General features: G+C 61.9%; 12 protein-coding genes. 4 read left to right on the forward strand and 8 right to left on the reverse strand.

Annotated elements, in window-relative coordinates:
* The first annotated feature begins 41 nt into the window (after positions 1-41).
* Complete coding sequence (locus NKJ58_RS00140) at positions 42-506, forward strand: DUF2231 domain-containing protein (RefSeq protein ID WP_352852754.1); 465 nt, start codon at positions 42-44, stop codon at positions 504-506.
* A gap of 63 nt (positions 507-569) precedes the next feature.
* On the opposite strand, the gene serA is transcribed toward NKJ58_RS00140, so the two are convergent.
* The 5 genes from serA to glmM form a co-directional block, all read right to left on the reverse strand.
* Positions 570-2171, reverse strand: coding sequence for a phosphoglycerate dehydrogenase (gene serA, locus NKJ58_RS00145; RefSeq protein ID WP_023726192.1), 1602 nt, complete (start codon positions 2169-2171; stop codon positions 570-572).
* Positions 2172-2229: 58 nt separating this feature from the next.
* Entirely contained in the window at positions 2230-3405 is a 1176-nt protein-coding gene (locus tag NKJ58_RS00150) for a phosphoserine transaminase (protein WP_352497628.1), read from the reverse strand.
* Between the two features lie 201 nt (positions 3406-3606).
* The gene (locus NKJ58_RS00155; protein WP_023684192.1) at positions 3607-4377 is read right to left on the reverse strand and encodes an outer membrane protein; all 771 of its coding nucleotides are present in this window, start codon (positions 4375-4377) and stop codon (positions 3607-3609) included.
* Positions 4378-4606: 229 nt separating this feature from the next.
* Positions 4607-5422 carry an outer membrane protein gene (locus NKJ58_RS00160; protein ID WP_023684191.1) on the reverse strand — a complete coding sequence of 272 codons (816 nt, stop codon included), beginning with the start codon at positions 5420-5422 and terminating at the stop codon, positions 4607-4609.
* Between the two features lie 251 nt (positions 5423-5673).
* A complete protein-coding gene (gene glmM / locus NKJ58_RS00165; RefSeq protein ID WP_023673591.1) occupies positions 5674-7026 on the reverse strand; it encodes a phosphoglucosamine mutase in 1353 nt (450 codons plus the stop codon).
* Positions 7027-7369: 343 nt separating this feature from the next.
* On the opposite strand from glmM, the gene NKJ58_RS00170 reads away from it, so the two are divergent.
* Complete coding sequence (locus tag NKJ58_RS00170; protein WP_023716084.1) at positions 7370-8374, forward strand: hypothetical protein; 1005 nt, start codon at positions 7370-7372, stop codon at positions 8372-8374.
* Positions 8375-8614: 240 nt separating this feature from the next.
* On the forward strand, positions 8615-9067 hold the full coding sequence (locus NKJ58_RS00175; RefSeq protein WP_031198559.1) for a hypothetical protein: 453 nt from the start codon (positions 8615-8617) through the stop codon (positions 9065-9067).
* 72 nt (positions 9068-9139) lie between these two features.
* Here NKJ58_RS00175 and NKJ58_RS00180 read toward each other — a convergent pair whose 3' ends face one another.
* A complete protein-coding gene (locus NKJ58_RS00180; RefSeq protein WP_023716082.1) occupies positions 9140-10015 on the reverse strand; it encodes an NAD(P)-dependent oxidoreductase in 876 nt (291 codons plus the stop codon).
* A 28-nt stretch (positions 10016-10043) separates the two neighbouring features.
* Positions 10044-10808 carry an SDR family oxidoreductase gene (locus NKJ58_RS00185; RefSeq protein ID WP_031198557.1) on the reverse strand — a complete coding sequence of 255 codons (765 nt, stop codon included), beginning with the start codon at positions 10806-10808 and terminating at the stop codon, positions 10044-10046.
* Between the two features lie 185 nt (positions 10809-10993).
* Here NKJ58_RS00185 and NKJ58_RS00190 point away from each other — a divergent pair, with 185 nt between their 5' ends.
* Positions 10994-11362 (forward strand): winged helix-turn-helix transcriptional regulator, encoded by a 369-nt coding sequence (locus tag NKJ58_RS00190; protein ID WP_023684184.1) that lies wholly within the window; start codon positions 10994-10996, stop codon positions 11360-11362.
* Positions 11363-11428: 66 nt separating this feature from the next.
* Here NKJ58_RS00190 and ftsH read toward each other — a convergent pair whose 3' ends face one another.
* Positions 11429-13354, reverse strand: a complete 1926-nt coding sequence (gene ftsH, locus NKJ58_RS00195) for an ATP-dependent zinc metalloprotease FtsH (protein ID WP_023684183.1) — start codon at positions 13352-13354, stop codon at positions 11429-11431.
* Positions 13355-13364: the final 10 nt, after the last annotated feature.

The raw sequence follows: 13364 nt of genomic DNA on the forward strand, positions 1-13364 counted from the left end.
TTTTACCTCTGGCGGAGTTTGCTTGCGTGGGAGGCAACAAGATGAGCCATAACCCTCGCAGCACAGCAAGCATTGCCGGTCACCCCATTCATCCAATGCTGATTCCGTTTCCGATCGCCTTCTTTGTCGGTACCTTCGTTTGCGATCTGATTTTCTGGCAGACAGCCGATCCCAGGTGGGTCACCGGATCGCTTTGGCCTCTCGGCGCCGGCCTGATCATGGGCGCCTTGGCCGCTCTTACCGGCCTGACGGATGTTCTCGGCGATGTTCAGATCCGCAATCTCACGACGGCATGGCTCCATGCCGGCGGCAACGTGCTCGTCGTGCTGATCGAGCTTTATAACTGGTACTCTCGTTATGTCGGTGGAGCGGCGGCTGTGATCCCGACCGGCTTTATCTTATCGCTGATCGTGGTTCTGATCCTGCTGTTTACAGGGTGGAAGGGCTGGGAACTGGTCTATCGGCATCGCGTGGGCGTCTCCGACGGCTCAGACGAATTGACCTGAACCGGCCTCTGCGACGGCCGCCCAATGATGGGGGGAGGACCGCCGCATCCGCCACGCCGTCAACTACATTGCGTTGACGTCGAACTGCAGCCGCTTGGCCGAGTCGATGGACTTGTGCGCCTTGACCTGTTCCAGCACTTTCTCCGGGAACGGCGCGTCGAGATAGAGCAGCGCGATCGCGTCGCCGCCCGGCCGGTTGCGGCCGAGCTGGAAGTTGGCGATGTTGACGCCGTTCTCGCCGCACACCGTGCCGAGCAGGCCGATAATGCCGGGCGCATCGGCATTGGTTGTGTAGAGCATGTGCTGGCCGACCTCGGCGTCGAGATTGATGCCCTTGATCTGGATGAAGCGCGGCTTGCCGTCGGAGAAGCAGGTGCCGGCGATCGAGCGCGTCATGTGCTCGGTCTTCACCGTCAGCTTGATGTAGCCGTCGAACACGCCCGACTTGTCGCGCTTGACCTCGGCGACGATGATGCCGCGCTCCTTCACCATGATCGGCGCCGACACCATATTGACGTCGGCGACCTGCGGCCGGATCAGTCCGGCAAGCGTGGCACTGATCAAGGCACGCGTGTTCATCGTCGCGGTCGAGCCGTCGAACAGGATCTCGACCTCGTTGATCGGGTCCTCGGTGACCTGGCCGACAAAGGCGCCGAGCACTTCGGCGAGCTTGACGAACGGCTTTAGCCGCGGTGCTTCCTCGGCCGTGATCGAGGGCATGTTGATGGCATTCGAAACCGCGCCCTTGATCAGATAGTCGGCCATCTGCTCGGCCACCTGGAGCGCGACATTTTCCTGCGCTTCCGCTGTCGAGGCGCCGAGATGCGGCGTTGCCACCACATTCTCCATGCCGAACAGCGCGTTGTTTTCCGCCGGTTCGACCTCGAACACATCGACGCCGGCGCCCGCCACCTTGCCGCTCTTCAGCGCCGCGACCAGGTCGGCTTCGACGATGAGCCCGCCACGCGCGCAATTGATGATGCGCACGCCGTTCTTCATCTTGGCGATCGCCGCCGCGTCGATGATGTTGCGCGTCTTGTCGGTCAGCGGCGTGTGCAGCGTGATGAAATCGGCGCGGGCGAAAAGCTCGTCCAGCTCGACCTTGTCGACGCCGAGTTCCTCGGCGCGCTTGTCCGACAGGAACGGGTCGAAGGCAACGACATGCATCTTCAGGCCGACGCCGCGCGTGGCGACGATCGAGCCGATATTGCCGCAGCCGATGACACCCAGCGTCTTGCCGGTGATCTCGACGCCCATGAAACGGTTCTTTTCCCATTTGCCGGCATGGGTCGAGGCATTGGCCTCCGGGATCTGCCGTGCGAGTGCAAAGATCATCGCCACCGCATGTTCGGCCGTGGTGATCGAATTGCCGAAAGGCGTGTTCATCACGATGATGCCCTTGCGGCTCGCCGCGGGGATGTCGACATTGTCGACACCGATGCCGGCGCGGCCGACGACCTTGAGTCTTGTCGCTGCGTTGATCAGTTTTTCCGTGACCTTGGTCGCCGAGCGGATGGCAAGACCATCATACTGGTCGATGACTTCGAGCAGCTTTTCCTTGTCCTTGCCGAGATCGGGCAAATAGTCGACCTCGATGCCGCGGTCCTTGAATATCTGGACGGCGGTGGTGGAGAGTTTGTCAGAGACGAGAACGCGGGGCGCCATGGCGGCCTCCTTGAACTGGATTGTCGGGAAATGGCGGCCCGCAGGCCGCCACGAATTCTCAGGCTGCTGCCTTCACCGAAGCCTTCTGCGTGGCGAAGGCCCAGTCGAGCCAGGGCAGCAGCGCCTCGAGATCGGAGGTCTCGACGGTGGCGCCGCACCAGATGCGCAGACCGGAAGGTGCGTCACGATAGGAGCCGATGTCGTAGGCGACGCCTTCCTTGTCGAGCACAGAGACGATCGCCTTGGCGAAGGCCGCCTGCCCGTCGGCGTCGAGCGCCGCGACATCGGCGTCGGTGAAGGACAGACATACGGACGTGTTGGACCGTGTCGCCGCATCGACCGCGAGATGGCCGAGCCAGGACGACTTGTCGACAAAGCCATCGAGCACGGCGGCATTGGCATCGGCTCTGGCAATCAACGCATCGAGACCGCCGATCGACTTCGCCCAATGAAGCGCATCGAGATAGTCCTCGACGCACAGCATCGACGGCGTGTTGATGGTCTCGCCCTTGAAGACGCCTTCGATCAGCTTGCCGCCCGAGGTCAGGCGGAAGATTTTCGGCAGCGGCCACGCCGGCTTGTAGGTTTCCAGTCGCTCGACGGCGCGAGGCGACAGGATCAGCATGCCGTGTGCGCCCTCGCCGCCCAGCACTTTCTGCCAGGAGAAGGTGACGACATCGAGCTTCTGGAAATCGAGCCTCTGCGCGAATGCGGCCGAGGTCGCGTCGCAGATGGTCAGGCCTTTGCGGTCGGCTGGAATGAAATCGCCATTCGGCACGCGCACGCCTGAGGTCGTGCCGTTCCAGGTGAAGACCACATCGCGGTCGAAATCGATCTTGGTGAGATCCGGCAGTTCGCCATAGCCTGCCTCGACCTTTCTGATATCGGCGAGCTTCAGCTGCTTGACGACATCGGTCACCCAGCCCGAGCCAAAGCTTTCCCATGCCACCATGTCGACACCGCGTTCACCGAGCAGCGACCACAGCGCCATCTCGACAGCACCCGTGTCCGACGCCGGCACGATGCCGATACGGTAATCGGCCGGAACCTGGAGAATCTCGCGCGTCAACTCGATGGCCTGTTCGAGCTTGGTCTTGCCGATCTTGGCGCGGTGCGAACGGCCGAGCGCAGCATTCTTCAGCGCCTCGACCGACCAGCCGGGGCGTTTTGCGCAGGGACCTGAGGAGAAATTGGGGTTTGCCGGACGGAGTCCGGGCTTCGTATGCGTCGTCATCGTGGTCTATCCTTCCAGATAGTGGCCCCTCGTTGGGGAGGGGTGGCCCACGGACGGCGATATGCGTTCAGCCCTCAGGCGTCAAGAGGAAAGTTTTTGTCGCTGGCGGCATACCGGCGATACGGGATCAGCATGTCGTGGGCTAAAACGCAAACAGCGGATCGAAGAGATCCGCCGTTGGGCTTCCGAACAGCAAGCTTCCTACCAGAGGTCGTAGCGCAGGCCGAGCTTGACCTGATGATTGCTGATGCCCTTGCGGATCGGATAGGAGGTCAGGCTCTCGGCCGTGACATATTCGGCATCCGGCGCGGAGAAGTACTGGTAGCCGAGATCTACAGAAACATTCTTGGTCACCTGATAGGCCAGGCCCGCATCCAGCGTGTAGGCGAGGGAATACTGGGTCTTGTTGTCGTTCCGGACGAAATCATCCGTAGGGTCGACATTGTCGGTGAAGTAACTCGCCGACAGCTTGTATTTGCTCCGGACCAGCCCAATGCCGGCGCCGAGGTAGGGCGTGATCCCGACATAAGTGCCGAGATCGACATAGCCATTGACCATGCCCGACAGGGAATAATTCTGCAGCGATGCCGACGCGATGGTCGCACCACCCGGCGGCGGCGTCGCCGAATCGTCAAAGCCGACGCCGATCTTGTTGCCGGGCAGATAGCCAAGATTGACGTCGCCGCGCAGATAGTCGTTGAAGTGGTAGCCGAAGCCGATGCTGGCAAAGGCCGGATCCTGCTTCTCGCTGAAGCTCGCGGGGGCGAAGGTGAAATCCTGATCCTCGTAGCTCTTCTGCGCCAGATAAGAGACGTCGCCGCGCAGATACCAGCCCGAGCCGACCTCGACCGGTTGATAGTCCGGCGCCTGATCGACATAGATCGGCGGATCGTAGTCCGCGGCCTGCGCCGGCGTCAGCGGCACAAGGACGAGTGCGGCGAGCGCCGGCGCTGTCAGCGATTTGAAATTCATGGGTCCCCGGCTCCTGAAATTGGCGCCCGTCATTTTGATCGCAAGCGCCGTTTCACCAAGCATTGTTAACCATAGTGGTTAAGTCAGGGTTAAGGATAACGCGGCGTACCGAATTGATTTCGATTGGGTTTCTTCGGCACACGCGGCCGGTTGAAAACGCGCAAGCATCGGCAAACGAAAACCGCCCGGCAAGACCGGGCGGTTCGCGAATTCCTGGATTTCGAAGCGACTACTTGGTGTAGATCGGCTCCGGCTCTGGAACGTAGGGCTCCGGCGATGTGCAACCATTATTGCCGCCGAACTGATAGCGCAGACCGCCTCGTACCTCATGTGTGTTGATGCCATGGTCGAAGCCGGGCCCGGAACTGCTCACGTCGAAGTCGAACATGCGGCCCCCCTCAATGTGAGAGTAGCGATAGCCGGCATCCAGGATCACCCTGTCGGTAAGGCAATAGGACGCGCCGGCCATGAGCGCGTAGGCAAAGCGCCAATTCTTCGACCCGGGGTTGGTCTCGGTTGTGTTCGGGTCGTGGACGGTATCCCATTTGACGTGCGCGCCGCCGATGCCAGCGCCAACATAAGGCGTGATGCCGTGCCAGGTGCCGATATCGTAATAGGCGTTGGCCAAGAGCAGCAATGCGCTCATTTTCGACACTTCGACCGAGGTCGTAACGCCATCGTTGGTTGATCCGTTGAAGTCCGAAGCGAACCAATAGTCGGCTGTCAGGTCGGTACGGAAATGATCGTTGATCTTGTAGCCAATGCCGGCGCCGAGTGAGAAGCCGCCCTTAAGCTCGCCGGAATCGAAAACATTGCTGCCGGGAGGCGGCCCGTAGGTGATATAGTCGATGCCGCGCAAATCCGATTTATGATAGTCGATGTCGCCGCGGATGTACCAGCCGCCGAAATCGGCCGGCTGCTCGTAGGCGATCGGCGCCGGCGCCTCTTCGACCACCGGCGGCTCCGCCAGATCGGCGGCGAATACTGGCCCGGCCACACCTGCGAACAGCGCGGCAAGGAGGGCCTTTTTTGCTGTATTGAACATGTTTGTCACCCCTGAGAACCGTCGGGAAAGTCCAACTTGCCCGAATGTGATTGACCTCAGTTGTGGATAATGAATTGGAAAAGTTAAAAGGCGTTTAACCCTGTCGATTAACCACGAATTCTCGACATTTTAGCAAACAGTCTCCGCCGGCATAACGCTGGGACCAACCCTGGCCGAAACAAAAAGCCCGCCTGCAGGCGGGCTTGAAGTCTTGAGCCGGCAGTTCGCCCCTGCCGTTGGACGCAGCGCAATCAGGCGGCGCTGCGCGTTTCCGAAATAATGTCGACGATGTCGTTGACCACGGCCTCGACCAGCTGTGGGTCGTCGCCCTCGGCCATGACGCGGATCAGCGGCTCGGTGCCGGAGGGCCGTATGACCAGGCGGCCGGCCTTGCCGAGACGGTTGCGCGCGTCTTCGATCACCGCCTTGACCGTGGCTTCCTCAAGCGGCTTGCCGCCGGCGATGCGGACATTCTTCAACAGCTGCGGCACCGGCTCGAATTTCTTCGACAATTCGCTGACCGGCCGGTTCTGCCGCTTGATGCAGGCCAGCACCTGCAGAGCCGAGACCAGCCCGTCGCCAGTGGTCGAGAAATCGGACAGCACAATGTGGCCCGACTGCTCGCCGCCGACATTCAACCCGTGCGCGCGCATATGTTCCACGACATAGCGGTCGCCGACCTTGGTGCGATGCAGCTGCAGCTTCATGTCGCCAAGGAAGCGTTCGAGGCCGAGATTGGACATCACCGTCGAGACGACGCCGCCGCCGGCCAGTCGCCCGCTCTGGTGCCAGGACTCGGCGATCAGCGCCATGATCTGGTCACCGTCGACGATGGTGCCGTTCTCGTCGACGATGACGACACGGTCGGCATCGCCGTCGAGTGCGATGCCGATATCGGCGCGCACTTCATGCACCTTCTTCTGCAGGCCGGCCGGATGGGTCGAGCCGCATTCCTTGTTGATGTTAAAACCGTTCGGATCGACATTGATGGCAATGACCTCGGCGCCCAGTTCCCAAAGTGCTGCTGGCGCCACCTTGTAGGCCGCGCCGTTGGCGCAATCGACGACGATCCTGAGACCCGACAGCGACATTGAGCGCGGCAGCGTGCGCTTGGCGAATTCGATGTAGCGGTCATGCACGCCGTCGACGCGCTTGGCGCGGCCAAGTCCGTCGGAATCGGCGAGCGCCAGTTCGATATCCTTGTCGAGCATGCTCTCGATGCGCTCCTCGATCTCGTCGGAGAGCTTGTACCCGTCGGGACCGAACAGCTTGATGCCGTTGTCGTAATAGGGATTGTGCGAGGCCGAGATCATGACGCCGATATCGGCACGCAGCGAGCGTACCAGCATGGCGACCGCCGGTGTCGGGATCGGGCCGAGCAGGAACACATCCATGCCGGCCGCGCACAGGCCGGACACCATGGCGTTTTCGATCATGTAGCCGGACAGCCTGGTGTCCTTGCCGAGCACGACGCGGTGGCGATGGCTGCCGCGCTGGAACGAGAGGCCGGCGGCCATGCCGACCCGCATCGCGATCTCAGCCGTCATCGGAAACTTGTTGGCGCGCCCGCGAATGCCGTCGGTGCCAAAATAACGTCCTGCCATGCTTGCCAGAATCCCCGTCGGTTTTCAGCCGGCTCGTAATGCCACAATTGGTCCGAGCCCGACTATCACATTGTGTGATTGTATATTACCAATTCTTAGAAAATCATTGTAGCAGGCTGTTCGGAGCGTTGGCAGCGTATCATGACACGGTGTTGCCGCAATATAGCATTCACACTGGGCCACACTGCGCAGATTGGGCCGGTAAGCCGGACTGTTGGAGGGGCAGATCGCAAGGGTCCATCACCTTATCGGGAGAACGCCGTTTAGCATCTGGCGCAGCCTAGCGTTGAGAGCTATTGATTGACACAGATACAACCTATGGGCGCAGCAACGGGAGAACGCCATGCTCATCCACCGACTTGCAACTTTGACGGGTCTTGCCGTCGCAACCTTGTTCATGGCGGCGCCCGCCAGCGCGCTGACCATGGCCCAGTGTAGTACCAAGTATAATGCCGCCAAGGACGCCGGCACGCTGAACGGGCAGACCTGGAATCAGTATCGGAAGGCCGAGTGCGGCACCGACGCGGCGGCCACCACCGAGACCGCAAAGCCGGCGGCCAAGAAGGCCGCTGCGGCCAAGACGGACACGACCAAGGCCGCCGCCGCTGCTGATGACGGCGCCAAGGGTCTGACGGCCAAGGAATGCAGCGCTAAATACCAGACTGCCAAGGCCGCCGGTACGCTCAATGGCGCAAAGTGGAACGACTTCCGCAAGACCGAATGCGCCGCCGGCGCATCCGCCGCGGCAGAACCCGCCAAGGCCACGACCAAGGCCGCAGCCACAACCGACGATGGCGCCAAGGGCCTGACGGCCAAGGAATGCAGCACCAAGTACCAGGCGGCAAAGGCCGCCGGCACACTGAACGGCGTGAAGTGGAACGACTTCCGCAAGACCGAATGCGCCGCCGGGGCCTCGGCCGCGGCAGCACCCGCCAAGGCAACCACCAAGGCAGCTGCCGACAGCAGCGGCAAGGGCCTGAGCATGGCCGATTGCAGCGCCAAGTACCAGGCTGCCAAGTCTGCCAACACGCTGGGCGGCAAGAAGTGGAACGACTTCCGCAAGGCCGAATGCGGCGCCGGCGCAGATGACGACGACACCGTGCCGGCTCCGAGCGAGGCGACCTATACCAGCGAGCCCGAGAAGCCCTCGGTCAGCGCTCCCAAAGGTGTCAAGTTCCCGGCCGCGATCTCGAAGAAATACGCCGGCGAGACGCCGGCCAAGGGCCGCATGCATACCTGCCTCGAGGTGTATTATGCCAACAAGGACGCCAACACGCTCAATGGCCTGCGCTGGATCCAGAAGGGCGGCGGCTTCTACAGCCTCTGCAATGCCAAGCTGAAGAGCTGATCGCGTAGCCATGTTCTCCCGACAAGGGCTCGCGCATCGCAGCATGCGCGGGCCTTTTTATTGCGCTCGAACACACCCGGCGTTGATCGCGTCTACATATCGCGGAAGCTGTCGGCATCATCTATTCGCCCGCACTGCCCACCCCAGACATATCGGTGGTTCGCAAAGATTCCAATTGAACATATGCAGAACAAATGGTATACAAAAGGACATCGAACTTTTGTCAACCAGGAGGGTCTTATGTCCAGATTGAAATTGGCGGCATTGGCTGTGACGGCATGGATTGCGTGGAGCGTCGCCCCTGCAAGCGCACTGACGATGAAGGAATGCGGCGAGGCCTATCGCACAGCCAAGGAAGGCGGCACTCTGAACGGCATGGATTGGACCGCTTTCCGCACAGAGAAGTGTGCGACGTCAGCTGCGGAGCGTGCCAATGCGGATGCGGTCAAAACCGAGCCGCAGCCGCAGAAGGAAACCAGCGCGGCGGTCGCCCCCGCTGTAGCGCCGATGGGCGTGACATTCCCGACCACCCTCGCCGCCGAATTCAAGACCGAGAAGCCCTCGAAGGCGCGGATGAAGACCTGCCTGCAGGGCTACCACGGCAACAAGGACGCGGGTACGTTGAACGGCCTTCGCTGGATCCAGAAGGGCGGCGGCTATTACAGCCTCTGCAACGCCAAGCTGAAGAGCTGATCGACCAGCAGCGTTTGCAGATCGAAGGCCCCCAACCGCAAGGTTGGCGGGCCTTCTCTTGGGTCTTGCCCGTCAAGCGCCTTGTTTCGAGAGCTGGAGCAGTGCGACCAGGCTTGTAAGATCGGCATTGGCCTGGCCGGCAGCCACCCCGCGCTTCATCAGGCTTTGCATCGGCAAGACGAGTTCGGTGCTGACATCAGCCGACCTGCTGGCATCGATGAGATTGACGTAGGCATCAGCCTGCATGCCCAGGTTGGAAACGACATTGCTGGTGTGATCGCCACTGTCGATCTGTTCCGCCCATTTCGGCAGCAGGCCTTGCATCGACTGAAGCCAGGAGGCCAGCAGCGGCATGAACTCGCCGGCCGGGATCCCTGCTGCGCCCGTCAATGCCAACGCCTGCAGAACGCCCGCGAACATGCCGTACATGCCGCTCAGAAGCGAGATATCATAGAGCGGCGCGAGGCAAGCATCCTCACCGAGGAATTTGCTGGTGCCGAGCGCTCCGAGCTGCCCCGAACAGGCATCGAACGCCTGGCGCGAACCGCTGTAGAGAATCAAGGCGTGCGGCCCGCCGATCATCGGCGGCACCGCCATGATGCCGCCGTCGATATAGCTGGCGCCCTGGCTCACCGCCCAGCCCGACATCGCCCGCGCCTGCTCGGGCGTGCCGTTGGTGAGATTGACCAATGTGCGGCCCGACAGCGCGTCTCGGCTTGGGCCGAGCACCTCACGAACGGTGTCATAGACAAGCAGGCACGGCACGATCAGTGGACTCCATCTGACGGCTTCCTCGACACTCTTGGCCACAATGGCGCCCTTGGCTGCCAAAGCCTCAGCCTTTGCCGGAGAACGGTTCCACACCGTCACCGCATGTCCCTGGTTCAGAAAGGCTTCGGCAAGCGCCGTGCCCATGGCGCCGAGACCGATTACTGTTATGTCGCTCATTCTGCTTCTCCTTGGTTTGGTTGCGCGGCTACGCCGGTGTCGGGCTCAGGTCCTGGCCAAGGCCACCGTCCACGGTCAGCCGCGCGCCCGTGGTGAAGGTCGCGTCGAACGCCAGGAACAGCACTGCGCGCGCCACCTCCTCCATCGTGCCGTGGCGCTTCATCGGCGTGACCGCGTCGCCGATCGCCATGAAGGCGGCCCGCTCCTCGGCCGAGGCGTCGGCCACACCCATCGTCGGCGTATCGATGAAACCAGGGCTGACCACATTCACGCGGATGCGGCGCGGCAGAAGCTCGGCGGCCAGGACCTTGGCGAAGGCGCGCAGTGCCGCCTTCGATCCGGAATAGACGCTCATGCCGCCGGTGCCGGATTCGTCGGCGATCGACGAGGTGAAGACTATGGCGCCGCCATCCCTGATGAGGGGCAGCAGGCGCTGCGCGGTGAAGAATGCGCCTTTGGTGTTGATGTCGAAGGTGCGATCGTAACTGTCCTCGGTGACCCGCTCCACAGGTTCGAGATTGGCCACCCCGGCATTGACGTGAAGGAAGTCGATCTGGCCAAGCTTCTGCCCCACTTCGGCACCGAGCGTGACGATATCGGCCATGTCTGAGATATCGGACCGCACGACATGAGCTCGCGAAAGCAGCTTGGCTCGCGCGACCTCGATGTTGCGCTGGTCGCGGCCGGTGACCAGGACCTCGGCGCCGCTTTCGATCAGGGCTTCGGCAACGGCGAGCCCCATGCCGTGCGTCCCGCCGATGACAACGGCCTTCTTGTTTGCGTATCGTGTCATGATCCATCCCTTTTTGACAAAATCCGGCCGCCGACGGCCTTTGCAGGTCGAAGCGAGGTACCGATATGATGTTGTGGTGTTCGCCGATGCCGGCGAGCTGGTTTGAAGCTATGGACCGGCTTGGTTTTTCTCAAGTACCGACAAAAATGTAAGCTACCCACCGATTGCTCAGAATTGGATGAAACATGGGAAAGAAACAGCCAGATAGTTGCGGATTGGGGCCGGCGCTTGAGGTCATCAGCGGCAAATGGAAGGCGCTACTGCTCTGGCAGATTCACAAGGCGCCGGCACGATTCGGTGAGCTGAAGCGGCTGGTGCCTGACATCAGCGAAAAGATGCTGATCCAACAGCTGCGCGAAATGGAGGCCGACGGCATCGTCCATCGCGAAGTCTTTCCCGAGGTGCCGCCGAGGGTCGAATACTCGATTACCGAATTCGGCATCGAGCTGGACAATGCCCTGATCCCACTGGCCAGATGGGGCAAGCAACATGCTGGCCGGACTGACGGTGTGCGCCCCGGCAAAGCAAATGCATCCGCCCCGCATGCTCTTTGAGAGACCCTGAATAGCAAAACGCCGCGGATTGAGCCGCGGCGTTTTCTTGCATCGAGTGATGTCAGCTCAGCTCGACGGCTGAGGCTCCATGCCGCCTTCGGGCTCGGGACCCTTCTTGCGGCGGCCGGACTTCGGCACAGCCGAGCCGCGGCTTGTGGGGGTATCATCCCCCAAATCTCGCGCGGGCTTCTGCCCGGCGATCAGCTGCTTGATCTCTTCGCCCGAAAGCGTCTCGTACTCGAGAAGGCCCTGCGCCAGGGCGATCCATTCCTTCTTCTTCTTGGTCAGGATGGACTTGGCCGTGACATAGGCCTCGTCGATCAGCCGGCGCACTTCGGCGTCGATGATCTGCGCGGTCTCTTCCGAGACGTTCTGCGTGCGCGCCACCGAATGGCCGAGGAAAACCTCTTCCTGGTTGTCGCCATAGGCGACATGGCCGAGCTTGTCGGAGAAGCCCCAGCGCGTGACCATGGCGCGCGCCAGCTTTGTCGCCTGCTCAATGTCCGAGGACGCGCCCGAGGTGATGTTCTCCTTGCCGAACTTGAACTCCTCGGCGACGCGGCCACCCATCATGATGGCGAGCCGTGAGATCATGTATTTGTAGCTCATCGAATAGCGGTCGCCTTCCGGCAGTTGCATGACCATGCCGAGCGCGCGGCCGCGCGGGATGATGGTCGCCTTGTGCAGCGGATCGGCCGACGGCACGTTGAGCGCCAGGATGGCATGGCCGGCCTCGTGATAGGCCGTGAGCTCCTTTTCGGCCTGGGTCATGGCCGACGAGCGGCGCTCGGCGCCCATCATGATCTTGTCCTTGGCGTCCTCGAACTCGGCCATGGTGACAAGGCGCTTGTTGCGGCGCGCCGCCATCAGAGCGGATTCATTGACCAGGTTCATCAGGTCGGCGCCCGAGAAGCCCGGCGTGCCGCGTGCGATCACCTTGAGGTCGACATTCGGCGCCAGCGGCACGTTGCGCACATGCACCTTGAGGATCTTCTCACGACCGACGATGTCGGGGTTCGGCACCACCACCTGGCGGTCGAAACGGCCCGGACGCAGCAGCGCCGGGTCGAGCACGTCGGGCCGGTTGGTGGCGGCGATCAGGATGATGCTCTCGTTGGACTCGAAGCCGTCCATCTCGACCAGCAGCTGGTTCAGCGTCTGTTCGCGCTCGTCATTGCCACCGCCGAGGCCGGCGCCGCGATGGCGGCCGACAGCGTCGATTTCGTCGATGAAGATGATGCAGGGAGCATTCTTCTTGGCCTGGTCGAACATGTCGCGGACACGGCTTGCGCCGACGCCGACGAACATCTCGACGAAGTCGGAACCCGAAATGGTGAAGAACGGCACATTCGCTTCGCCGGCGACGGAGCGGGCGAGCAGCGTCTTGCCGGTGCCGGGAGGTCCGACCAGAAGCACGCCGCGCGGGATCTTGCCGCCGAGGCGCTGGAACTTCTGCGGATCGCGCAGGAACTCGACGATCTCCTCCAGATCTTCCTTGGCCTCGTCGACGCCGGCGACATCCTGGAAGGTGACGCGGCCATGCGCCTCAGTGAGAAGCTTGGCCTTCGACTTGCCGAAACCCATGGCGCGGCCAGAGCCGGACTGCATCTGGCGCATGAAGAATATCCACACGCCAAGGATCAGGATCATCGGCAGCCACGAGAGGAGCATGCTGATCAACCCGCCCGAGCCGTCGTTCTCAGCGCGCGCATTGATGGTGACGTTCTTGTCCTGCAGCCGCGAGACCAGCTGCGGATCGCCAGGCGAATACGTCTGGAAGCCGTTGGCGTTGTCGCTATAGGTGCCCGTGATGCGGGGTCCAGTGATGACCACCGTCTTGACCCGGCCCGCCGCGACCTCCTGCAGGAACTGCGAGTAGGGAACGTCGGTGGAGGCCCCACGCGTCTGTGGCGTCTGGAACAGATTGAAGAGAGCAATGAGCAGGACCGCTATGATCGCCCAGAGCGCGAGATTGCGATAATTCGGATTCATCAATTGTCCC

The sequence above is a fragment of the Mesorhizobium sp. M0139 genome (assembly GCF_040322455.1).
Taxonomy (GTDB): Bacteria; Pseudomonadota; Alphaproteobacteria; order Rhizobiales; family Rhizobiaceae; genus Mesorhizobium.

Excerpts from the sequence above, each read along its gene's own strand:
- NKJ58_RS00140 (WP_352852754.1), top strand. The coding sequence starts at position 42 with ATGAGCCATAACCCTCGCAGCACAGCAAGCATTGCCGGTCACCCCATT.
- serA (WP_023726192.1), bottom strand. The coding sequence starts at position 2,171 with ATGGCGCCCCGCGTTCTCGTCTCTGACAAACTCTCCACCACCGCCGTC.
- NKJ58_RS00150 (WP_352497628.1), bottom strand. The coding sequence starts at position 3,405 with ATGACGACGCATACGAAGCCCGGACTCCGTCCGGCAAACCCCAATTTC.
- NKJ58_RS00155 (WP_023684192.1), bottom strand. The coding sequence starts at position 4,377 with ATGAATTTCAAATCGCTGACAGCGCCGGCGCTCGCCGCACTCGTCCTT.
- NKJ58_RS00160 (WP_023684191.1), bottom strand. The coding sequence starts at position 5,422 with ATGTTCAATACAGCAAAAAAGGCCCTCCTTGCCGCGCTGTTCGCAGGT.
- glmM (WP_023673591.1), bottom strand. The coding sequence starts at position 7,026 with ATGGCAGGACGTTATTTTGGCACCGACGGCATTCGCGGGCGCGCCAAC.
- NKJ58_RS00170 (WP_023716084.1), top strand. The coding sequence starts at position 7,370 with ATGCTCATCCACCGACTTGCAACTTTGACGGGTCTTGCCGTCGCAACC.
- NKJ58_RS00175 (WP_031198559.1), top strand. The coding sequence starts at position 8,615 with ATGTCCAGATTGAAATTGGCGGCATTGGCTGTGACGGCATGGATTGCG.
- NKJ58_RS00180 (WP_023716082.1), bottom strand. The coding sequence starts at position 10,015 with ATGAGCGACATAACAGTAATCGGTCTCGGCGCCATGGGCACGGCGCTT.
- NKJ58_RS00185 (WP_031198557.1), bottom strand. The coding sequence starts at position 10,808 with ATGACACGATACGCAAACAAGAAGGCCGTTGTCATCGGCGGGACGCAC.
- NKJ58_RS00190 (WP_023684184.1), top strand. The coding sequence starts at position 10,994 with ATGGGAAAGAAACAGCCAGATAGTTGCGGATTGGGGCCGGCGCTTGAG.
- ftsH (WP_023684183.1), bottom strand. The coding sequence starts at position 13,354 with ATGAATCCGAATTATCGCAATCTCGCGCTCTGGGCGATCATAGCGGTC.